The sequence below is a fragment of the Rosistilla oblonga genome (assembly GCF_007751715.1).
In the GTDB taxonomy this organism is placed as follows: domain Bacteria; phylum Planctomycetota; class Planctomycetia; order Pirellulales; family Pirellulaceae; genus Rosistilla; species Rosistilla oblonga.
In genome coordinates this window covers 7,229,580-7,250,512 of sequence record NZ_CP036292.1, presented here as the reverse complement: position 1 = coordinate 7,250,512, position 20,933 = coordinate 7,229,580, and the positions used below count along the sequence as shown (strand labels likewise).

Annotated in this window: 18 protein-coding genes; 12 read left to right on the top strand and 6 right to left on the bottom strand. The window is 57.7% G+C overall.

Annotated elements, in window-relative coordinates; translation table 11 throughout:
- Positions 1-109: 109 nt before the first annotated feature.
- The 3 genes from CA51_RS25595 to CA51_RS25585 all read right to left on the bottom strand — a co-directional run bounded on the left by CA51_RS25595 (position 110) and on the right by CA51_RS25585 (position 2,792).
- Entirely contained in the window at positions 110-1,255 is a 1,146-nt protein-coding gene (locus CA51_RS25595) for a cysteine desulfurase family protein (protein ID WP_197451480.1), read from the bottom strand.
- Positions 1,256-1,277: 22 nt separating this feature from the next.
- Positions 1,278-1,988: a hypothetical protein gene (locus CA51_RS25590; protein ID WP_145123928.1), complete on the bottom strand. Its 711-nt coding sequence runs from the start codon at positions 1,986-1,988 to the stop codon at positions 1,278-1,280.
- Between the two features lie 69 nt (positions 1,989-2,057).
- On the bottom strand, positions 2,058-2,792 hold the full coding sequence (locus CA51_RS25585; RefSeq protein WP_145123927.1) for a thioesterase II family protein: 735 nt from the start codon (positions 2,790-2,792) through the stop codon (positions 2,058-2,060).
- Positions 2,793-3,009: 217 nt separating this feature from the next.
- Here CA51_RS25585 and CA51_RS25580 point away from each other — a divergent pair, with 217 nt between their 5' ends.
- A complete protein-coding gene (locus tag CA51_RS25580; RefSeq protein WP_197451479.1) occupies positions 3,010-5,118 on the top strand; it encodes an AMP-binding protein in 2,109 nt (702 codons plus the stop codon).
- 52 nt (positions 5,119-5,170) lie between these two features.
- On the opposite strand, the gene scpB is transcribed toward CA51_RS25580, so the two are convergent.
- Positions 5,171-6,322 (bottom strand): SMC-Scp complex subunit ScpB, encoded by a 1,152-nt coding sequence (gene scpB / locus CA51_RS26035; RefSeq protein ID WP_197451478.1) that lies wholly within the window; start codon positions 6,320-6,322, stop codon positions 5,171-5,173.
- Positions 6,323-6,852: 530 nt separating this feature from the next.
- On the opposite strand from scpB, the gene CA51_RS25565 reads away from it, so the two are divergent.
- Positions 6,853-7,602 (top strand): hypothetical protein, encoded by a 750-nt coding sequence (locus CA51_RS25565; RefSeq protein WP_145123925.1) that lies wholly within the window; start codon positions 6,853-6,855, stop codon positions 7,600-7,602.
- Here the strand turns inward: CA51_RS25565 and CA51_RS25560 are convergent.
- A complete protein-coding gene (locus tag CA51_RS25560) occupies positions 7,557-7,967 on the bottom strand; it encodes a DNA polymerase ligase N-terminal domain-containing protein (RefSeq protein WP_145123924.1) in 411 nt (136 codons plus the stop codon). The two genes, CA51_RS25565 and CA51_RS25560, sit on opposite strands and share 46 nt — an antisense overlap.
- Positions 7,968-8,184: 217 nt before the next feature.
- Here CA51_RS25560 and CA51_RS25555 point away from each other — a divergent pair, with 217 nt between their 5' ends.
- The 4 genes from CA51_RS25555 to CA51_RS25540 all read left to right on the top strand — a co-directional run bounded on the left by CA51_RS25555 (position 8,185) and on the right by CA51_RS25540 (position 11,789).
- Positions 8,185-8,685, top strand: a complete 501-nt coding sequence (locus tag CA51_RS25555; RefSeq protein WP_145123923.1) for an ApeI family dehydratase — start codon at positions 8,185-8,187, stop codon at positions 8,683-8,685.
- Positions 8,686-8,771: 86 nt separating this feature from the next.
- Positions 8,772-9,158, top strand: a complete 387-nt coding sequence (locus CA51_RS25550; RefSeq protein ID WP_145123922.1) for an acyl carrier protein — start codon at positions 8,772-8,774, stop codon at positions 9,156-9,158.
- Positions 9,159-9,624: 466 nt separating this feature from the next.
- On the top strand, positions 9,625-10,158 hold the full coding sequence (locus CA51_RS25545) for a 3-hydroxyacyl-ACP dehydratase FabZ family protein (RefSeq protein ID WP_145123921.1): 534 nt from the start codon (positions 9,625-9,627) through the stop codon (positions 10,156-10,158).
- A gap of 347 nt (positions 10,159-10,505) precedes the next feature.
- Positions 10,506-11,789: a beta-ketoacyl-[acyl-carrier-protein] synthase family protein gene (locus CA51_RS25540; protein WP_145123920.1), complete on the top strand. Its 1,284-nt coding sequence runs from the start codon at positions 10,506-10,508 to the stop codon at positions 11,787-11,789.
- A 60-nt stretch (positions 11,790-11,849) separates the two neighbouring features.
- On the opposite strand, the gene CA51_RS25535 is transcribed toward CA51_RS25540, so the two are convergent.
- Entirely contained in the window at positions 11,850-12,059 is a 210-nt protein-coding gene (locus CA51_RS25535) for a hypothetical protein (protein ID WP_145123919.1), read from the bottom strand.
- A 592-nt stretch (positions 12,060-12,651) separates the two neighbouring features.
- Between CA51_RS25535 and CA51_RS25530 the strand changes: the two genes are divergently transcribed.
- The 6 genes from CA51_RS25530 to CA51_RS25505 all read left to right on the top strand — a co-directional run bounded on the left by CA51_RS25530 (position 12,652) and on the right by CA51_RS25505 (position 20,857).
- Positions 12,652-13,461, top strand: coding sequence for a hypothetical protein (locus CA51_RS25530; RefSeq protein ID WP_145123918.1), 810 nt, complete (start codon positions 12,652-12,654; stop codon positions 13,459-13,461).
- A gap of 23 nt (positions 13,462-13,484) precedes the next feature.
- Positions 13,485-14,207 carry an FHA domain-containing protein gene (locus tag CA51_RS25525; protein ID WP_145123917.1) on the top strand — a complete coding sequence of 241 codons (723 nt, stop codon included), beginning with the start codon at positions 13,485-13,487 and terminating at the stop codon, positions 14,205-14,207.
- A 140-nt stretch (positions 14,208-14,347) separates the two neighbouring features.
- Positions 14,348-16,363: a serine/threonine-protein kinase gene (locus CA51_RS25520; protein WP_145123916.1), complete on the top strand. Its 2,016-nt coding sequence runs from the start codon at positions 14,348-14,350 to the stop codon at positions 16,361-16,363.
- Between the two features lie 82 nt (positions 16,364-16,445).
- Positions 16,446-17,186, top strand: a complete 741-nt coding sequence (locus CA51_RS25515) for a hypothetical protein (RefSeq protein WP_145123915.1) — start codon at positions 16,446-16,448, stop codon at positions 17,184-17,186.
- Between the two features lie 85 nt (positions 17,187-17,271).
- On the top strand, positions 17,272-17,907 hold the full coding sequence (locus CA51_RS25510; RefSeq protein ID WP_145124349.1) for an RNA polymerase sigma factor: 636 nt from the start codon (positions 17,272-17,274) through the stop codon (positions 17,905-17,907).
- A 358-nt stretch (positions 17,908-18,265) separates the two neighbouring features.
- Positions 18,266-20,857: an arylsulfatase gene (locus CA51_RS25505; RefSeq protein ID WP_145123914.1), complete on the top strand. Its 2,592-nt coding sequence runs from the start codon at positions 18,266-18,268 to the stop codon at positions 20,855-20,857.
- Positions 20,858-20,933 lie beyond the last annotated feature (76 nt).

The following is a 20,933-nucleotide window of genomic DNA, read 5'->3' as shown; positions in this document are numbered from 1 at the left end:
AACAGAACGCTCGCAAATAATGCGTGTCACTGGTCCGGAATTCCACAGGTTACGTAACCGCTGGAATCGGTTATATCAAGGAATCGAAAAGTTATCCACAAACAATACGTTATTTTTCCACATCTTGATAATCCCTTAACTTGTTGCAACAGCGGACGATACGCGAGACGGCCGTGTCGATCTCTGAATCGGTGGTAAAAATCGAGCCGCTCAGGCGAATCGAACTGCTGAGGAGCGACGAATCGGCTCCCATCGCTTGCAAAACGTGGCTCGGTTCGCTGCTGCCACTCGCACAGGCGCTACCCGTGCTGCAGGCGACCGATTCGAAATCCAACCGCATCAATAACGCTTGGCGATCGATGTTGGGGATTGAAAAGCAGGTCGTTTGCGGCAGCCGATCGACCGCGGCGCTGTGGACTACCAGATCGGGAATCTGTTGCCGCAGCCCCGCTTCCAACGCGTCGCGGCGTTGTCGCATCGCGGTTTGCGTTGTGGATAAGTCGTTCAAACATTGTTGGATAGCGGTCATCATGCCGACGACCAGGGCAGTCGGTTCGGTCCCGGCGCGGTGTTCCAGTTGCTGTGCCCCGCCGACCAGCAGCGGCGAGATCGGTGCGTTGCGACGCAGGATCAGCCCTCCGACTCCGACGGGTCCATGGAATTTGTGGGCCGCGATGGTCGCGGCGGTGATTCCCATTTGGTCGATGTCGACGGGCAGCTTGCCCAGCATTTGCGAAAGATCCGAATGGAAGGGGACCCCAGCATCATTGCAGCAGGCAGCTAACGGCGCGATTGTTTGGATCACGCCGGTTTCGTTGTTGGCAGCCATGATCGAGACCAGCCGTGGCTTGGGAGTCTCGGCGAGCCAAGTTTGCAACAGCGGAAGATCGACGATTCCGTTGGCATCGACCGGCAGATAGCGGACGGGGATGCCGCGAGCCTGCGCGGCGCGAGCCGCCGCGAGAATGCTGGGGTGTTCGATCTGGCTGACGACGATCGGCCCGTCCCCCTGTCCCAGGTTGCCGATCACCCAGTTATTGGCTTCGGTGCCGCCGCTGGTCAGTAGAAAACGATGTTCGCTGGCGGACAAGCAATCCAACATCGCATCGCAGGCATCCTCCAACCGCAGTTTGGCCGATCGACCGATGCGATGTTGAGCCGACGGATTGGCGGGCCCCAGCAGCCAATCGGCTCGCATCGCGTCGAGCACTTCGGGGGTGATCGCCGTCGTGGCGTTGTTGTCTAAATAGATCATGGCTTCGAGAAATCCGGGGCGTTCATTTTTGCGACTGCAGATCGTCCAAGGCGGCTGAAAAGGAAGCCTGTTGGGGATAGCGATCGATCGCCGATTCGAGGGCCGCGATCGCTTCGGCCTCTCGACCAGCATGGGCCAGGTCGGCGGCGAAGGCGGGGAATTCGGCGACGAAGTAGTCGTCGAGCGCTTGTTGCAGTTCGACTGGATCGGTCTGTTGGCGAGCCAGATCGAAGGCTTGCGGCAGCATGAGATACAGTTGGTCGATCGCCAGTTGTTGCACAAACGGCCAAAAAACAGCGGCGGCGGCTGGATGATCCTTGCTCCATTGTTCCCAATCGACGCCGTGGCTGCCCCGCCCCGTCAGGTAGAGCGTCAGTACGCTTGCATCGGCATCGTGAGGGAGGCTGACATTGCGGTGGATTTCCAGCAGGTCCCAGCGTTTGGGTGGCGTCGCGGGAACGTTGATCAATTTGTTGGCGATCAGATATTGGCTGGTCGCATCGTTGACGGAGGAGTGATCGAGGCTGCCGATCTGGAATCCGATCCAGGGGACCGAAGCGACATTAAATGTCCGAGTCTGGAAGTGCGAAGGGGCAAATTCGCGGCCCGAGACGCCACTGGCGAGCCACAGGATAAGGCAACCAAACAGCCCGACGACCAGCAACACGATCGCGGTGATGATCCACACGATCGGGCTGCGTGATTTGGAGACTGGCGAAGGGGATGCAGTCATATAAGAGCCTTGCTGGAATGATTCGATTTGGATCAGGTCGAACGATCCGCTAACGGCATCGAGATGCGATCATGAAGGTCCTTGCTGGAATGCTCCGATCGCCCGCTGGATGATCGGTTCAACATTTTCCGTGGGAAAGAAGTGGCCGCCGGGGATCGTCTGCAATTCGAACGATTCGCTGGTAAACCGCTCCCACTGCCGCATCGCTTCGGGGCTGACGGCGCGATCGTCGCTGCCGGCCAACGCCAGGATCGGAATCGGCAGCGGCGGGGTCGGTTGGTGAACGTACGATTCGAGCAATTGTAAGTCGTAGCGAACGATCGGCAAAAACAACGCTGCCGCTTCGGGATTCGTCCGCAACGCGCGGGGGACGCTGCCGAAGCGGTGGTCGAGGTAGTCGAGGAATTCTTCGTTGCTCAGATGGGCGGTTCGCGGATTTCGGTTGACGCGGTCGGGCGCGGCTAGCGTCATCACGGTCAGGCTGAGTGGCGGCAGACCGGCGGCGATCATTTTCTGAGCCAGCAGATAGCTCAACAGGCTGCCAAAACTGTGCCCTATTAAATGATAGGGGCCGCGAATCTGAGCTCGCAGTTCGGCGGCCAATTGGTCGACTAATTCATCGAGCGAGAGGTTCAGCCCATCGCGGAAGCGGTGTTCGCGTCCGGGGAGCGAAGCCACTTGCAGACTCAGCGGCCCCGATAAACCTCGAGCCGCTCGGACCAGTGACGCCGAACCGGCACCGGCGTGGCAGAACCAGAAAAACTGCAGCTTCGGCTCGGCGGCCTCGTAAATCGTTCGGAACATGGACTTTGAGGTGACGAGTTTTTTAGAAAAAACGATCCAAAGGGGGGGCGAAACGGTCGGCGCGGCCGTTTGGTTGGCACGCCATTCTCGTTACAATCGTAACGTCCACGGCGTATTTCCATCGTAACAGGGCAGCCAGATCTCAACGAGTCGACGACGGTCGTCGGCATGTTGTGACTTTCGTAGACCGGGCAACATGATTTCCAGCCATAAAAATATGTCGCTACCACAAGAAACAACGCAGCGGCATGGCGGTTGGCGATCGTTGACCGAACTGATGGTCGATCGCAGCCGCCGCCACCCCGACCGAGCGGTCGCCACGTTTTTGACCGACGCAGGGGAATCGCAATCGATCACCTACGGCCAGCTGGATCGGCGAGCCCGATCGGTCGCCGCCGAATTGGCCCAGTGCACCACGCCGGGGGATCGGGCGCTGCTGCTGTTCCCGCCGGGGCTCGAGTTTTTAGTCGGCTTCTTTGGCGCCAGCTATGCCGGCCTAGTCCCCGTCCCCACCTGCTTCCCCAAGCCGGGGCGAGCGATGCCGCGCTTGGACACTGCGGCTGTCGATTGCCAACCGGCGGCCTTGATCGCCGATCGCGAGACCCTTGAAGGTTTGGACTTTAAGCGGTTGAACGAGGTTGTTCATAAGACCCACCGGATCGCCACCGATGGCGTCGCGGCGGTCGACTTCGATCCTCACATCGACGACGGTTCGGGCGAAGCGTTGGGGCTGCTGCAATACACAAGCGGTTCGACAAGCGATCCGAAGGGAGTGATGGTTCGCAACGCCAACCTGCTGAGCAATCTCGAATCGATCCGCAGCAGTTACGCATTGGAGTTTGCCGCCGATGACGCGAGCGAGCACAGCCGGGGTGTCTTTTGGTTGCCCGCCTACCACGACATGGGTTTGATCGGCGGGATCTTGGAACCTATCTACGTCGGCGGCGAAGCGGTTTTGATGTCGCCGCGAAGCTTTCTGCAGCGGCCGCTGCGGTGGTTGCAAGCGATCAGTTCGCATCGGGCTTCGTTCAGCGGAGCTCCCAATTTTGCTTACCAGTTGTGTGTCGATCGGATCGATCCGGAACACACCCGGGGGTTGGATCTGAGTTGTTGGACGACGGCGTTTTGCGGGGCTGAACCGGTGCGGGCGGCGACGCTGGAGGCGTTTATCCAGCGATTTGAACCGGCGGGCTATCGCGCCAGCAGCTTCTGCCCCTGTTACGGTTTGGCCGAAGCGACGCTGTTGGCCGCTGGCGGTGGCGATCGCAACGAACCCAAATATCTGGATGTCGATCGCGATTCGCTCTCCGTGGGAAGGTATCAGCCGGCGGCTGAAGGTCAGCCCGAAGCGACGGTCCAACGATTGGTCAGTAGCGGTCCGGCAGCCGATGGAATGCGAATCGCAATCGTCGATCCCGATACCGCCGCGGCGCAGGCCGATGGCGCGGTGGGAGAGATCTGGTTGCAGGGACCCAGCGTCGCCGACGGTTATTGGAATCGAGAGGCGGTCAACGCGGAACAGTTTCATGCGACGATCGCTGGCGAGCCCGAGGCGGGAAAGTTTTTGCGGAGCGGGGATTTAGGGTTCCTGCACCGCGACCAGTTATACGTGACCGGGCGGATGAAAGACGTGATCATCCTTCGCGGCCGCAACGTCTATCCGCAAGATATCGAAGCGACGGTCTGCGAGTGTTTAGGGGAAGCCAGCGGTGGCCCAGCGGCAGCCTTTTCGGCGCAAGGAGACGGGCAAGAGGCGTTGGCGGTTGTGGCGGAAGTCGCTCGGCAGACGCCACCGGAATCGTTGGCCGGTCTGGTCCGCCGATTGCGGCGACGGTTGATCGAACAACACGAAGTCGATGCGCGGACGATCGCGTTGACGCGGCCCGGAGGCGTTCCGTTGACGACCAGCGGCAAGGTGCAACGGCAAGCGTGTCGGCGTCAGTTTTTCAGCGGCGAATTGAAGACTAAACATCGCTGGGATCGATCGATCATGTTGGGTGGGAACGTCGAATTTCCCGAGCTCCCCACAACGATCACGCCCGACGATTTGCCGGCTGTTAGCGCGGCGATCGAAGGTTGGTTGTTGGAGTGGTTGGCAGCGCGAGGAAATCCGGACAACGGCCCGGCCGATCGCGATAAACCGCTGGCCGATTATGGCCTCGATTCATTGGCCACGATGGAACTGGCGGGAGATGTCGAAGATTGGTTGGGGCTGGAACTGACGCCCACCCTAGCCTGGGACTACCCGACGCCGGCAGTCCTGGCACCTCATCTGGCTGAAAACATGCTCGAAACCGGGCCGGACGAAACGGCCCGCGAGCGTTAGAGTCGTTCGACCGACTGCGTAGAGGCAGCGGCGTTAGAAACCGCGGCGACGATTAAAATTCATCTTCGTCGTCGTCATCCCAGTCGTCGTCGTCTTCATCGTCGACCCACTCGTCTCCCTCGCCGTCAGCTTCTTCGAGGTCATCGTCATCATCGTCGTCGACTTCTTCCCAGTCGTCGTCCTTGCTGTCGTCGTCGTCGTCCTCGTCGGCTTCTTCTTCTTCGTCCCAGTCATCGTCGTCGTCATCTGAGTCGTCGTCGTCGGGATCTTCATCGTCCCAATCGTCGTCTTCGTCGTCCCAGTCGTCGTCATCATCGTCGTCGTTCCACTGCTCATCTTCTTCGTCTTCGATGATCGCAGCTGGCGGATTGGAAACACTCGACTCAGTACTTGAAACGGCGACGATCGCGTCGGTGTGCTCGGGTGAGGCATCATGATGGGATGAAGCGATAGCGATACTCACGTCGGACTCCTTATCGGGACTGTCAAGAACTGGGTCTAGGTTATCGGGGGTGCCGGTTGTTGGTACGTCGACCGGCTGTTCTTTGAACCACTGGCTGCATGGTAAGGCATCGGTGTTACGGAGGCCAAAGACCTGCAAAAATCTCTTTGTCGTGGAATACAAATAGGGACGGCCCAGTTCGTCGCTGCGACCGCTGATCCGGACTAAATCCTTTTCCATCAATTGCCGCAGCAATTCACCGCTTTGCACGCCGCGAACCGCTTCGATATCGGCTCGCAACACAGGTTGGCGGTAAGCCACGATGGCCAATGTTTCGAGCATCGGGGAGGACAACCGAACCGCTTGCGGCACGTGCCCCAATCGCCGCAGGTAGGGGGCAAATTGTGGTCGGGTTAACAATTGGTAACCGCCGGCAATCTCTTCGGCGCGAAACGCGCGACCCCGTTGATCGTAAAGCTGGTTAAGTTGGCGGATCAGTGTACGCGCTTCGGTGGCGTCCGCCAAGCCAGCCAAAGCGGCCAATTTCCGCGTCGTAAGTGATCCCCGTGACAGGACTAAGATCGCTTCGGTTCGCTGAAGTTTGTGCTTTGGATCGTCATCCTCTGCCGGCGAACTTGAGCTAGTCTGCGAAGCTTCCGCATCGCGCGTTGTGCTGCGCCGCCGCCGCGTCGCCGAGCTCTCCAGCGGGCGGAACAAATTTCGATCCTGCCAGCCGCCGCGGCGGGGTCCCCAAGGTCGCATTGATCGTCTCCGTCGGATGAACGTTGCTTCGAATATTCCCAGCTTATACAGCAAATTACAGCGTCAGCGTCCAACCTGCGACCGCTGCAAAGATCGCTGTCCCCGATCGAGATGACCCCCAATCGTCCATAACCCCCAGAACAGAAATCCCAGGAACCAGCTTGCTTCGATTGATAGCACCCCGACCTGGCGACGGCTTGTGCATCGCCCAGTGCACGCCGGACGAATCGGAACGTCGATCGATCGCAGTCCTGGCGATCGATCCCGCGGCAACGCACGGTAGCGGATTCCACGATTTAATACAAAAGAATCTCAGCCAAGCAGACACTTGGAACATGTTAGCGAATCGAAGCGATATCGATAGCTTGGTTTGGGGGCGATCGAACCGCGTTTGCTTCCCCGTTGGGGGGCCCAATCGCCTGCGAACGATGCCCGATCGGCCGAATATGGAAGTTGACCTGGCTTTAACAGCTTCCGTAAGATGCTTTGGCGTGCTTCTTCTCGCATCCAATGGCTTCAGGGACTTTGCCATGCGACGGCTATTGAAAACACTCGGACTGGTTCTCGTTTTTATCGCAACCGGTCTGGGAGCGTTCACCTGGTGGGCCGCTCGCGCCGCACAGCAGGCTCCGGCGTTTTATAAGACCGCGGTCGCATCGGCACCGCTGGCACTGCAACATAAAGAAGAACTGCAAGCTCAGTTCGAACAGCTCTCTCAACAGGTGCAGATCGTCGGCGATTGGCACGCCACGTTTACCACCGATCAGATCAACGCTTGGCTAGCGTCGGAACTGGCGAATCAATTTCCCAACGTCCTCCCCCCGGGAACCGAAGATCCGCGGGTCTCGGTCGAAGATGGCAAGGTGATCGTCGCGGCTCGCTACCGGCGGGGGCGGATCGATTCGGTGATCTCGTTTGAACTGCACGCCCAGCTGACCGACGAACCGAACGTGATCGCGCTGCAGATTCACCGTTTGCGAGCCGGCGCGCTGCCGATCCCTCTGCAACACTTCTCCGACAAGATCAGCATCGCCGCATCGCGGGGGGATCTGGAAGTTCGCTGGGAGAACGAAGAGGACGACTTGATAGCACTGGTGACCGTTCCCAGCGAACACGACCGCTACGTCGAAACCCCCGTCGTGATCGAGACGCTGGAATTGTTGGATGGCGAGATCGTGTTGGCCGGCCGCACCGGCGCCAAGGCTCACACCGCTTGGATCCCCGACGGGCCGATCTACAAATTGGCCAAGGCGTCGACTCGCGAGATCTCCCACAACTGATCCGATTCGGTTGCGCGAAACCGCAACTGCCCCGTCAGCTGATCGCCGCGGATCTCGATCGATAGTTGTTCGTCACTCGATTCGATGATCGTGTAGGTCCCCCGATCGATGCGCCGCACCGACCCGCGTCCGCCGGAGATCTCCCCTTCCAGATCGAGGTAGGCGATTCGATGTGGAGGCAGACCAAGTCCCTGGACGCTTTCGCCAGGTGAGGGGATCCGCGGGATCGCCCAAGTTCTCAGCTGTCCGGAGTCCTCCAACATCAGATCGAAATGGGATCGTCGCGGCGAGGATGCTGGCAATTGGTGCCACAGCAGGACAAAGTTGCTAGCTGTGGCAGCGGAAGATAGGGAATCTTCGTTCACTTGGAAATCGTCGCTGGGAACTGTAGAGGAAGAGAGAAGGTGCTAAATGAGGGAGTGCGCCTGTTTAATAACCAGGAAACCTCGATAACTTGGCGTTAACTGGGGTGATTGTAACGATTCTACGCTTGAGGCGATAAACGCTGGCTACTATTCTATTTGCGTTAAGGCACGTTAATCCCTTGCCCAGCGATCGTGAAGGAATTTGATTTTGTCCAAGATGCGTTACAGTCAGCTCGACGAAATCGTTGCGCTCCAACCCGGGATTCAACTTATCGCCCGCCGCACGCTGCACGCGTCGGAAGACTATCTATTGGACCATTTCCCACGTTTTCCGGTCATGCCGGGGGTGATGATGCTCGAAGCATTGTACCAAGCGGCGATGTGGATGGTTCGAACCGGCGAAGATTTTGCCTCGCCTCACGTCTTTTTGGTCGAAGCCAAATCGGTCAAGTTCGGTGACTTTTTGTGTCCCGGAGAGACCTTGGAGATCAAAGCTGACAAGTTTAAAGAGGATGGTCCGCTAGTGACGGTCAAGGCTCAGGCCACGAAGGGCGATAAAGTAACGGTATCGGCACGTTTAATCTTGGAGCGGTCCGGCAGCGAAGCGAGTCCGCACAATAACGACGACGATACCCGAAGGTTTGTTCGAGAGCAGTTCTTTAATATGTTTGGGGATCAGCCCGCAGTGATCCAAGCGATGACGCAGTCGACATTGTAATTGCAACACAGCAAATCACTTTGATACACGTGCCGAAGAAACAGTCAAACGGCACATATTCGTAAATACGAAAGGTTTAAATAACGATGCCTACGCAAGACGAAGTCTACGAAAAGGTTCAAGCTGCTCTGGTCGACGCACTAGGTGTTGACGACGACGAAGTCACTCCCGAAGCGACGATGGTTGGCGATCTTGGTGCCGAATCGATCGACTTTCTGGACATCGTGTTCAAGTTGGAAAAAGCCTTCGACATCCAAATTCCTCGCGAAGAATTGTTCCCCGAGGACATTTTGACCAACAGCGAATATGTCAAAGATGGCAAGGTCACCGAAGACGGCTTGGTCGAGCTGAAGAAGCGTATGTCGTGGGCCGATCTGTCGAAGTTCGAAAAGAACCCTCGCGTTCAAGACTTCGGCGATCTGTTGACCGTCAACGATCTGTGCAGCTACGTCAACTCCAAGGTCGGCGCCTAATTAGGCCCCGCCCCGGCGGGACCGTCCGCTGGGAGTTGTTCGTCGGATCGGGTGAGCCGCCGCGAGGCGAGGTGCTTCGTTTTGATAGCATCATCGCCTCGGTCTGTCGCTCGCCAGGAAGCAGAGGTGCGAACGCAATCGACCTCTGCAGCGTCTCGCCAAACCGCGTCCCTCCCCGGGGCGCGTTGGGACAGAGAATCGCGGGGCGTTGCCGCCCCCCGGTTGGAACAAAAATCGGTTTCTACCCGATTGCAAACGCTCGTTTTCTGCGACGCATCCTCGTCGGTAGGTCCCAATCGATTGCGGTTTGGACCCAGCGAAGTTTGTGTCGCCCGGACAGGCGAACGATGGCCGCCGCAGCGGCTGTGATGGCGGGGTTCGCCCGTCAAATGGCATCGAGGCCATTCGCGGAACAGCTGGCTGTCAGCGTGGAAGCTTTTATTTATCGACAGAGTGGCATAAGACAATGCGTTGGTTTTGGATCGATCGCTTCACCTATTTCAAGAGCCGTGAGCGCGCCGAAGCGATCAAAAATATCTCGTTGACCGAGGAACCGGTCGACGAATATCTGCCGGCGCACCCCGTCTTTCCCAACACTCTGATCATCGAAGGTCTCGCCCAGACCGGCGGGATCCTGGTCTCGGAGTGCTTCGATTTTCAACAGCGGATCGTGCTGGCGAAGGTTGGGAAAGCCAAATTCCACCAACCCGCTCGCCCCGGCGATACCCTGCACTACACCGCCACGATCGACGATCTGCAGAACGATGGGGCGGTGATCACCGGAACCAGTTACTGCGAAGGCAAACTGCAGGCGGAGGTGCAGATGTTGTTTGCCTTCCTGGACGAGGAACGCTTTGGCACCGGCCAGCTGTTCAATCCGGCGAATCTGCTGACGATGTTGCGGCTGATGCGATTGTGGGAAGTCGCTCAGGATGCCGACGGAAATCCGCTGCCAGTCTCCAAGAATCTGCTGGACGACGAATCGACTCCGGCAACCTAAAGCCGCCAGCAAATCTAACCCGGCTGGCGGAAGAGGATCGACCACTGGTTCTCCCTGCCGCCACGCGGGGATCCGCAATTGTCGGGTCCTAGCCGGCGAGATCGCTCGGATCCGAGGGGAAACCCGAATACCAATCGGCGGCAAGTTCGGCTACGCTTAAGTTTCGCGATTCGGGCTCGCGATTTTCCCAACCGGTAAACTCACGTTTTCAGCTTTGGATCAAAAGCTTCCCGATCAGCCGTCCCGACGGTCTCCGTCGCTTCGCCACATCGAAGATCGGTAGGCTGCGGGAATCGCAAATCAAAAATCCAATCTGTCCAAATATTTGCATCTTCAAAGGTAACACCATGCGTCCACGCGTTGTCGTCACTGGCATCGGTATGATCAACCCCATGGGACATGATCCAACCACCGTATGGAAAGGCTTGCAGGAGGGTCAAAGCGGCGTCGGGTATACGACGTTGTTTAACGCCAAAGGTTTTCCGACCCAAATCTCGGCAGAGGTGAAGGGTTGGGACATCACCGATACCGGCGAAGATCCCGAATTGTGGAAGCACCGTGGCCGGCACACCAAGTTTGCTGCCGGTGCGGCGAAGCAGGCGATCAGCGAAAGCGGGATCATGGACGCCGGCGTCGCCCCGCACCGCTTTGGCGTCTACCTGGGCAGCGGCGAAGGAAACCAGGACTTTGTCACCTTCACCGACATGATGACCGTCGCGATGGAGGGGGGCGAGTACGACATGGCCAAGTTCCTGCAGAAGGGACTGGAAGTACTCAATCCGCTGGTCGAATTGGAACAGGAACCGAACATGCCGGCGGCCCATCTGGCGGCGATGTTCAACGCTCAAGGGCCCAACTACAACTGTCTGACAGCTTGTGCGGCCAGCAGCCAAGCGATCGGCGAAGCGACCGAGATCATCCGCCGCGGCGATGCCGACGTGATGCTTTCCGGCGGCACGCACAGCATGATCCATCCCTTTGGCGTCACCGGATTTAATCTGCTGACGGCTCTCAGCGAGAACAACGCTAACCCGACAGCGGCCAGCCGCCCGTTCGACGCCCGTCGCGATGGGTTTGTTTTGGGCGAGGGCTCCGGCATGGTTGTTCTCGAAGAACTCGAACACGCTCGCCGCCGTGGGGCCCCGATCTACGGTGAGATCCTCGGTTATGGAACGACAGCCGACGCGTTCCGGATCACCGACATTCCACCCGATGGGCACGGCGGAATTGCAAGCATGCGGATGGCGATCAGCGATGCGGGACTGAATCCCGAGGACATTGATTACGTCAATGCTCACGGAACCAGCACGACGGTCAACGACAAGGTCGAAACGCTAGCATGCAAGCAGGTCTTTGGCGACAACGCTTATAAGACGCCGGTCAGCAGTACGAAGAGCATGATGGGGCACTTGATTGCCGCAGCGGGCGTGACCGAGATGATCGTCTGTTTGCTAGCGATTCGCGACAGCGTGCTGCCACCGACGATCAATTATGAAAATCCCGATCCGCTTTGCGATCTGGATTACGTGCCCAACGAAGCGCGGCAGGCCAAAGTGAAGTATGCGTTGAACAACAGCTTCGGTTTTGGTGGCCAGAACGTGACCCTCTGCTTGGGCAAGTTCGAAGCTTAGGCCTATAGAATGATCGATCGCGGTGGGCGGTGTCGCCCGCCGCGAGTGCTTCAATCGTCGTTAGCGTCCGCTGCGCAACGACTTCTTCAGCGTGTTGGGCGTAATGAAATCGCTCAACTGATTTTCGATACGCTCGAGATCTGCCTCGATCCATTGAGCCAAAGCGCTGGTATCGGATTTGTCTGTCCGTTCGGAGAGCTCTGCCCAAGTCGCTTCGATAGGAAGCGTGGTGGCAGTTCCGTTTTTCGGATTGGAATAGATTGGCGACATAATTCGTCTCCCGGTTCGACAGTCCCTAGTATCGTTTATCGGCATTGCCGCGGTTGCGGTCGATGCCAATTAAGACCGATTCTTCTGAATAAAGGTTCGGAGCAATCAACGTGCCATGGTGACATGGCAATTCTTGCTGAGAACGCTTAACTCCTTTTGCTCTATCAAGTTAAGTCAACTTGCCTAAATTCTGACGCGGTTTACCGCGCTGCTTTTTTAGGACGCGAATGTCTCAAAAAGGCAGCATTGTCTCTTTAATACGGCTTCCAACGTGTCCAAGTGATGCGAACACTTCATCCGCAACGGAGGAGCAAGCAGCATTGTCACTTTAATACGGCTTCCAGCGTGCCAGGGTTCCCTCTCCTTTCCCGAACTTAATCGAGTTCGCCCGGCAAACCAAAAGAACTCTGCGGCAAATCAGGCTTTTCCCTTGGAAGGACGGGCAATTGTTCCGACCTGGAAAAATTTTCGGTTCGATTCACCAAGATCCCCGCGGCGGCGGCGAACTACTGGATGAATGGAACATGGATCCTTGGTGGGGTCGCAAGAATTCAGGGAATGCAAAGTCAAATTTAGATAGAGAGTAAGTGTGATGATTAAGAAAACCCTAGTTGGCGGTAGCCTGGCCCTGTTGCTTTCTGGGCTCGTTTTTGGGACCGGAATGTCGAGCTATATGAAGACCGGGTTCGGTTACGCTCGCGATGCGGTCAAAGATGTCGTACCGGTAAACGTGGAAATCGATCGTGCCCGTCAGATGATCGACGACCTGCAGCCGGAGATCGCCAAGAACATGAAGTTGATCGCGTCGGAAAAAATCCACGTCGCAAAACTTCAAAAGCAGATCGATTCGAAGGCCGACATGTTGGCTTCGGCTGAACGCGACATCATGCGTTTGACCGCCGATCTGCAAAGTGGCGACACGCGGTTCGTTTACGCCAAGCGAACTTATAGTGCCGACCAAGTGAAAGACGATCTGGCCGGTCGCTTCAACCGATTCAAGACCCAGAAGGCAACCGTGGACAAGCTGCAACAGATGCTCACCGCTCGTGAGAAGACGCTGCAAGCTGCCAAGGACCGCATGGATGAGATGTTGTCGGCCAAGCGTCAGTTGGAAGTCGAAGTCGAAAACTTGCAGGCTCAATATGCAGCCAACCAAGTTGCACACGCCGCCAGCTCGCTGAACCTGGACGATAGCCATCTGTCGCGAACCCGCGATCTTATCGACAGCATCCGCACTCGGATCGAAGTCGACGAAGAGTTGTTGGCTGTCGACAATCAGTATTACGGTACGATCGAGTTGACCGAGGAGTCGGACGAAGACATCTTGAATCAGGTCTCGACCTACTTCAACGGCGACCAACCTACCGCGGAAGATTCGGTTGCGATGATTCAGATCGACTGATCGACGGTGGTGAAAGTCAATCGATGACCTGTGGCCCGGTTGTTAATCCAACCGGGCTGCCGTCGTGGAACAACGAATATTTAGCTGGTTCGACAATCGAGGTGAACAGCGTGGTGGAAGACCGACCGCACGACCGATCGCATGCCCAGCGCGGCAGCGATAGCAAGAACGCGCGGATGCTGTGGATCGATGGTGTGGGTGGCTTCTTGATCGTCGCCGGCGACGAGTGGTTGATCGGTGGTCCGGGAGCGGGTTCGTCGGTCGAGATCAATGTCCAAGGCGACCTCTCGCGGCGGGCAGCGGCGGTTCGCCGGCAGGGGAGCGATTACGTGTTGCAACCGCTGGCCTCAACGCGTCTGCAAGGCGAACCGTTGGACCGCCCTACCCTGCTGCGAACCGGCGATCGGTTTCAACTGGGGAGCGTCGTCCAGTTCGAGTTTCAAAAAACGCATCCGCTGAGTTCTTCAGCGCGATTGAATTTGGTCAGCCGTCATCGCACGCAGCCCCGCGCCGACGGAATGATCCTGCTGGCCGACACCTGCGTGATCGGGCCCTCTCAAGGGGCTCATATCCAATGTTCGCATTGGACCAGCGACGTGATCCTGTTTGTCTCTGGAGACGATTGGCGGATCCGCAGCGAGGAACCGTTGGTCGTCGATGGGACGCAGATCGGGCAGACGGCGGTATTGAGTTCGGACTGTCGGATCGTTGGAGAAACGTTGGCGATGTCGATGGAGCGGTTATGAAAAGCACGAAAAACGAGACGATTTGAATGTTTTGGCGCCCTAAACGCGAATCGATCCGGCCTGTTAACTCGGACCCAACTTCCGATGGCTCGGCGCACATCGGTGCTGCAACGACGCTGTCCGATAAGGAACTTAACGCGATGCCCGCATTAGCAGATAAAATAGAATCGACGCGATATGCTCCCAATCCGCTGGCCGACGAGGATTTGCGGAAAACAGGTTTAACGATGAAATTCACCTACGCCACCGGCGACCAACCCTTAAAGGGATACACGATCAAGCGTGGGATCGGTGTAGGCGGATTTGGTGAGGTCTATTTCGCTGTCAGCGGTGCGGGCAAAGAAGTCGCTCTGAAGCGGGTCCAACGCAACCTGGATATCGAGCTGCGTGGCGTCGGTCACTGCATGAATCTGAAGCATCCCAATCTGGTCGCGCTGTACGACGTGAAGTACGACGACAACGATCAGGCTTGGATCTTGATGGAGTATGTCGCCGGTGCGACCCTTCGCGACGAACTCGATCGCCACCGCCAAGGTCTCCCTCGCGAGCAAGCCCTGCGTTGGTTCGGCGATCTCGCCGCCGGTGTCGCTTACCTGCACGATCATGGGATCGTGCACCGCGATCTCAAACCTGGAAACATCTTCGACGACGAAGGGATCTTCAAGATCGGCGACTATGGTCTCAGCAAGTTCATCTCCTGTTCGCGACGCGGTGGCAACACCGAAAGCGTTGGCACGTTCCACTACATGGCACCGGAGATCGGTCGCGGAGAGTATGGCAAAGAGATCGACATCTACGCCCTTGGGATCATCCTGTTCGAACTGTTGACCGGAGACGTTCCCTTCAATGGCGAATCGTCTCACGAGATCATCATGAAGCACTTGACCAGCGATCCCGATCTGTCGCAGGTCGAACCGCCCTTCCGCGGCGTGATCGCCAAGGCGTTGCAAAAGAATCCCGAAGCGCGACAGAAGAGCGTCGCCGAGTTGTTGGAACCGCTGGGGATGTTGCTCGATAAACATGGACTCGCCCAACTCGATCCCGACGCGCACGCACGGCCGATCCTTGCCGAATTGATTTCCGACCCGGCGACGCCTCACTACGCACAACAAAACAATCCACGGAACAACGCTGCCGGACCGGCGATGAACTCCGGGCCGGTCCATAACGCGAAGAAGGCGCCGAGTGAACCGCTTGCCTTTGCTGTACACAAGAGCGCTCACGATCTGAATCATTGGTGGCACGATCGCAGTGCCAACCCGTTGGGACGCTTGATCGTTGTCGTCGTTGCGGTGGTGATCCTGTTGATGAACTCCGCCTGGTTGCTGCCAATGCTGTCGCTGTTGGCGATGCTCTATATTCCGTATTACGTGATTCGCACGATGGTCTTAACCAATCAACGACAGCCCAGTTATGCCGCGGCGCATGCGGCAGCTGTCAACGCCCAGCGGCGACAGCAGATGACGCCGACGCGGCAGCAGTGGCGGATGATGGCCCGCCGCGAATTGGCTGACAAATCGCTTCGCACCCGCGCCGCGGAACTGACCGAATCCTGGGCAACCGCGTTGATCGTGCTGGGTGTTTTGGGCTGGGTGGCGACGATGTTTGGCATCGCCGAAGGAGATGGCGGAGCCCGTGCGATCGCTCCTTTTGCTTGGGGGGCGGCGACGGCGCTTGCCGGCGCTTGGTTGATGCTGGGCTTGGGCAAAGCGTGGGAGAGCGACGAAGCCGAAGGGCTGCCGCGACGCATCGTTCAATTGGGCGTGGGAGCGGTGGTTGGCGCGATCGCGTATGGCTTGGGACGCGGGTTGATGATCCCGATGGATTCGGGGTTTGACCTGGACCGCGTCGCGCTGGATCTGCCCCGTCACATGTATTCCGGGTCGGGTGAGATCCTGTTGCCAGCGATGATGGCTCACTTCGCAGCGATCTTTTTCCTGGCTCGCTGGTGGCGAGCGGCTGATCCGCTGCGAGCTCGCCGGATGAGTATCTGGTCGATCGCGGTTGTTGTCGTTGTCGCCTGGTTGGTCAACCAAGTGATCCCCGTGCCACAACCTTGGGGCATGCTGACCGCCGCCGCGATGGTGATCGCCATCCAGATGGCAGCGGTTTGGAAAAACCCCGCCCACCGAATCGCGCGGGTTCACGGTGCGTGATGGCAACCGCTTCACGTCCCTTCGTGAATCGTCGTCTTCGATCGGTGTTGTGATTGAAAAAACGTCAGGAGCTCAAAGAGCCATGTTGATATCAAAAACGAAATCGCCCTACCTCGCTCTGCTGTTGGCAACGGTGTTTGGCTTTGTCATGGGCGTCGCGTCGAGCGGCATCGCCGACGAAGCGGACGAGCCGAAGGAGTTGTCGAAAGTCGAAGCGGCGGCCGATGAGAAATCGGATTCGAAGCTGGAGGAAAAGCCAGAATCGAAGGTCGAGCCGAGCGAAGACGATTCGCAGCCTCACGAACTTTCCACCGCTCCGCTCGACTACCCGATCTATCCCGAAGACCGACCGATGTGGGTCGATCAACCCGATAAGATCGGCGACGACTGGGCTGAACTGGTCGTCCAATCGGTCCCTAGTTTGTCGGCCGATTCGAGTCGCGAGAGCTTGCTGCAACAGCAGAAGATCGCGTTGATCGCTTACATCGATCAAGCCCTTGGTTTTCCGGGAGCGGGCGAGAAGATCGCCGTGCCGGCCGAACAGATCGCGTCGGGGCTGGTCGATCCCGATCGGACCTACAACGGCAAACTGACGACCAGCACCGGAGAGATGTTCCAACACGCGAGCGTCTTGGTTTTGGACGACGACTTCCATTCCGAGATCACGCAACAATGGCAGGCCTTGGAAGTTGGCCAGCGATTGAAAGGGCTCGGCGTGTTGGCCGCCTTGGCTTTGGTGGGGCTGTCGGGACTGACGGTGCTGCTAAAATCGATCTCGCCGCGGTCCAAAGTAGGACACGACGACAAAACCGCGTTGGCATAAAACCGTCGCCGCACGGCATCGCGATTGTCGAACGATTCGCCGCAACGCCCTACTCTTCCTTCGATCCTAAAACCTAAGTTTGATGATGTCCGAAACCCAAGCCAATTCGCTGCTCGTGAGTCGCATTCGCGAGGGAGACCAGCGGGCGTGGGAGGATCTGATCGATCGCTACGAAGGCCGGTTGTTGGCGTTTGCGGAGAGTCGGATTCGGAACCGGGCGGCCAGCGAAGATATCGTGCAGGAAGCGTTTATCGGCTTCCTGACCAGCCTGCCGAACTACGACGGGGCGCGGCCGTTGGAGAGTTATCTGTTTTCGATCTGCGCCTACAAATTGACCGATCACTTGCGTCGCGAGGGGCGTCGACCGGCGATCTCCTTCTCCGCCACCGGATCGCAGGGATCGTGGGATCTCGCCGGGACAGCCCGCCCGGCCAGCTCGATCGCCCGCAGCGGCGAGCGGCGGAATCTGGAGGAGACCGCAGTTCGGGAGGCTCTCGAATCGCAAATCAAACATTGGAAACAACGCGGCGATTGGAAGAAGCTGCGATGTCTGGAACTTCTGTTCGTCCGCGGCGTCGGCAACAAGCAAGTCGCTGAGGAATTGAATCTCAACGAACAACAAGTCGCCAATTACAAGAGCGACTTTCTGCTACGGGTTCGTACCCTAGTCAAACGTATGAACCTCGACGAAGAGGTTTTTCCAGAGCTGGCTGGGGATTGATCGAGTCCGCGAAACGCAAGCCACCGCGCGCGTTGAGCCACTGATCCCAATCGATCGTATCGCCGCATCTGCCCGCGATTCCAAGCGGTCTTCTACATCTACCAACGGCATCTCGCTAGATCGTTGGTAACCCAAGGCGGCTGCGTGGAGCAGTGTGAAGCTCTCGTTGACGCGTCGCGTTACCTTCTTTTCTGACGCTTCCATTGGACGCTCGGATTCGTCCTGTCACCTATCAAGGGTGCTAACAAGGTCGAGGTGAAATCTATATAAAGATGGGGAGAATGCTGGCGATTCTGTTAGCCTGTCCGCTACAATCTGGCCGGATTCGCGTCACCTATTTCAGTAGAAAGATCTCATCATGAACAAGAATTGCTTGCGCGCCGTGTCTAGGCGTTTGTTCCCCGTGTTTGTTGTCGGAATGGTCATGACCAGTCCGGGCTGGTCTCAAGATGGTTCTCCGCCGGCGGCCGGTCGCGGCGGCTCAAACGCTGGCACCGCCAAGTCGGCATTTGTTCCACAAGTCATCGGTGAACTTGGTTCTCCCGCGGCGACGACTACGATCGATGGCAAACAATTGCCCGCTCCGGCGGAGAAGTTTGGCGGAAAGATCAAAGACAACGCGGCTCAGTCGAAGGCGTGGTGGGCACCGCGGATCGTGCCTCCCAAAGAAGCTCCCAACGTGTTGTTGATCATGACCGACGACGTCGGATTTGGCGCACCAAGCACCTTTGGCGGCGTCATCCCAACGCCCGCGTTGGATCGAATCGGCAAAGCCGGCCTGCGTTATACGCAGTTCCATTCGACATCGCTCTGCTCGCCAACTCGGGCTGCGTTGATCACCGGTCGCAACCATCACTCCGCCGGCTTCGGTGTGATCTCCGAGCAATCGACCGGCTTCCCCGGCTACAACAGCATTATCGAAAAGGACAAAGCCACGATCGGCCGAATCCTCAAAGACAATGGCTACAGCACGTCATGGTTCGGCAAGGATCACAATGTTCCCACGTTCCAAGCGAGCCAAGTCGGCCCGTTTGACCAATGGCCGATCGGCATGGGATTCGACTATTTCTACGGGTTTGTCGGTGGAGATACGAGCCAGTGGCAACCGAATCTGTACCGTCAGACAACTCCCATCTATCCTTATGTCGACAATCCCGAGTGGAACCTGACGACCGCGCAAGCGGACGACGCGATCGCGAAACTGAACCAACTGAATCAGATCGATCCGACCAAACCGTTCTTCTGTTATTACGTCCCCGGCGGCACGCACGCACCTCATCACGCGACGCCTGAGTGGATCGAGAAGATCAGCGACATGCATCTCTTCGACGAGGGCTGGAACGAACTTCGCAAAACGATTTTCGCCAACCAGAAGAAGTTGGGAGTGATCCCGGCGGATGCCAAGCTGACGCCATGGCCCGATGATCTGTTGAAGCATTGGGACGAATTGACTGCCGACGAGAAGAAGCTGTTCATTCGCCAAGTCGAAGTCTACGCCGCCTACCTGGCCTACACCGACCATGAAATCGGCCGCGTCATTCAAGCCGTCGAAGATATGGGCAAACTGGACGACACGCTGATTATCTACATCAGTGGCGACAACGGCGGCAGTGTCGAAGGAACTCAGGTTGGCACGCCGAACGAAGTCGCTGCGTTTAACGGAGTCGAAGTTCCTGTCGAGCTGCAACTGGAGAAGTTCTACGACGTCTGGGGTTCGGATCAGACCTACAATCACATGGCTGTGCCATGGTCGTGGTCGTTCTGCACGCCTTACAGTTGGACCAAGCAGGTTGCTTCGCATCTGGGCGGCGTTCGCCAGGGTATGTGCGTTTCGTGGCCAGCGAAGATCAAAGATGCAGGCGGGATTCGGCACCAGTTCCATCACGTGATCGACGTCGTACCAACGATCCTGGAAACGGCTGGCATCGCGGCTCCCGAAGAAGTTGATGGCATCCCGCAAAAGCCGATCGAAGGCGTCAGCTTTGCCTACACGTTCGACGAATCAAACGCCAACGCGCCCTCGACGCACAAGACGCAATACTTCGAAATGATGGGAGATCACGCGATCTATCATGAGGGTTGGATGGCCAGCACAAAGGTCGTCCGTCCGCCATGGGAAATCGTGGGCGCTGTCAATCAAGATCCCGTCAACAACGTCACATGGGAACTATTTGACCTGACCAAAGACTGGACGCAGAGCAACGATATCGCCGCCGAGCATCCGGAAAAGCTGGAAGAGTTGAAGGCGTTGTTCCTGGAGGAAGCTCGCAAGTACCAAGTGCTTCCATTGGACGCCACCGTGGCGACCCGGTTGGTCGCGCCCCGTCCGAACATCACCGCCGGGCGGACCGAGTTCACCTACACGCAGCCGATGACGGGCGTCCCACAAGGCGATTCGCCGGTACTGATCAATTGTTCGTATTCGATCACCGCCGATATCGAAGTCCCAGAAAATGGTGCCGAAGGGATGCTGCTGACATCGGGCGGCCGATTCGGTGGCTACGGCTTCTACCTACTTAAAGGCAAGCCGGTCTTTCTGTGGAACCTTGTCGATCTGAAACGCCAGCGTTGGGAAGGACCCGACGCGCTCGCTCCCGGCAAGCACGTGTTGGAGTTCGAATTCACTTACGACGGAATGGGGATGGGGACATTGGCGTTCAACAACCTCAGCGGTATTGGGCAAAGCGGAATCGGCGTCCTCAAAGTCGATGGCAAGGAAGTCGCCACCGGCAAGCTGCCCCATACGATTCCACTGATTCTGCAATGGGACGAAACGTTTGATATCGGATCGGACACCGGCACGCCGGTCGATGACAAAGATTACAAAACGCCCTTTGAGTTCACCGGCAAGCTGAACAAGCTGACGTTGGAACTGCAGCGGCCCAACTTGAGTCCTGCAGACATCCGCAAGCTCGAAGCGGCTCAGCGGAACAACAAGGCTAGCGAGTAGCCGACGTCCAACCCAAGCGCCAGGACCTGTTCGCGGGGACCTGGCGTATTGGGGACGAGCGAGTTATCCGATGAAT

Excerpts from the sequence above, each read along its gene's own strand:
- CA51_RS25590 (WP_145123928.1), bottom strand. The coding sequence starts at position 1,988 with ATGACTGCATCCCCTTCGCCAGTCTCCAAATCACGCAGCCCGATCGTG.
- CA51_RS25565 (WP_145123925.1), top strand. The coding sequence starts at position 6,853 with ATGCGACGGCTATTGAAAACACTCGGACTGGTTCTCGTTTTTATCGCA.
- CA51_RS25505 (WP_145123914.1), top strand. The coding sequence starts at position 18,266 with ATGAACAAGAATTGCTTGCGCGCCGTGTCTAGGCGTTTGTTCCCCGTG.
- CA51_RS25580 (WP_197451479.1), top strand. The coding sequence starts at position 3,010 with ATGTCGCTACCACAAGAAACAACGCAGCGGCATGGCGGTTGGCGATCG.
- CA51_RS25555 (WP_145123923.1), top strand. The coding sequence starts at position 8,185 with ATGCGTTACAGTCAGCTCGACGAAATCGTTGCGCTCCAACCCGGGATT.
- CA51_RS25520 (WP_145123916.1), top strand. The coding sequence starts at position 14,348 with ATGCCCGCATTAGCAGATAAAATAGAATCGACGCGATATGCTCCCAAT.
- CA51_RS25545 (WP_145123921.1), top strand. The coding sequence starts at position 9,625 with ATGCGTTGGTTTTGGATCGATCGCTTCACCTATTTCAAGAGCCGTGAG.
- CA51_RS25515 (WP_145123915.1), top strand. The coding sequence starts at position 16,446 with ATGTTGATATCAAAAACGAAATCGCCCTACCTCGCTCTGCTGTTGGCA.
- CA51_RS25595 (WP_197451480.1), bottom strand. The coding sequence starts at position 1,255 with ATGATCTATTTAGACAACAACGCCACGACGGCGATCACCCCCGAAGTG.
- CA51_RS25550 (WP_145123922.1), top strand. The coding sequence starts at position 8,772 with ATGCCTACGCAAGACGAAGTCTACGAAAAGGTTCAAGCTGCTCTGGTC.
- CA51_RS25510 (WP_145124349.1), top strand. The coding sequence starts at position 17,272 with ATGTCCGAAACCCAAGCCAATTCGCTGCTCGTGAGTCGCATTCGCGAG.
- scpB (WP_197451478.1), bottom strand. The coding sequence starts at position 6,322 with ATGCGACCTTGGGGACCCCGCCGCGGCGGCTGGCAGGATCGAAATTTG.
- CA51_RS25525 (WP_145123917.1), top strand. The coding sequence starts at position 13,485 with ATGACCTGTGGCCCGGTTGTTAATCCAACCGGGCTGCCGTCGTGGAAC.
- CA51_RS25585 (WP_145123927.1), bottom strand. The coding sequence starts at position 2,792 with ATGTTCCGAACGATTTACGAGGCCGCCGAGCCGAAGCTGCAGTTTTTC.
- CA51_RS25530 (WP_145123918.1), top strand. The coding sequence starts at position 12,652 with ATGATTAAGAAAACCCTAGTTGGCGGTAGCCTGGCCCTGTTGCTTTCT.
- CA51_RS25540 (WP_145123920.1), top strand. The coding sequence starts at position 10,506 with ATGCGTCCACGCGTTGTCGTCACTGGCATCGGTATGATCAACCCCATG.
- CA51_RS25535 (WP_145123919.1), bottom strand. The coding sequence starts at position 12,059 with ATGTCGCCAATCTATTCCAATCCGAAAAACGGAACTGCCACCACGCTT.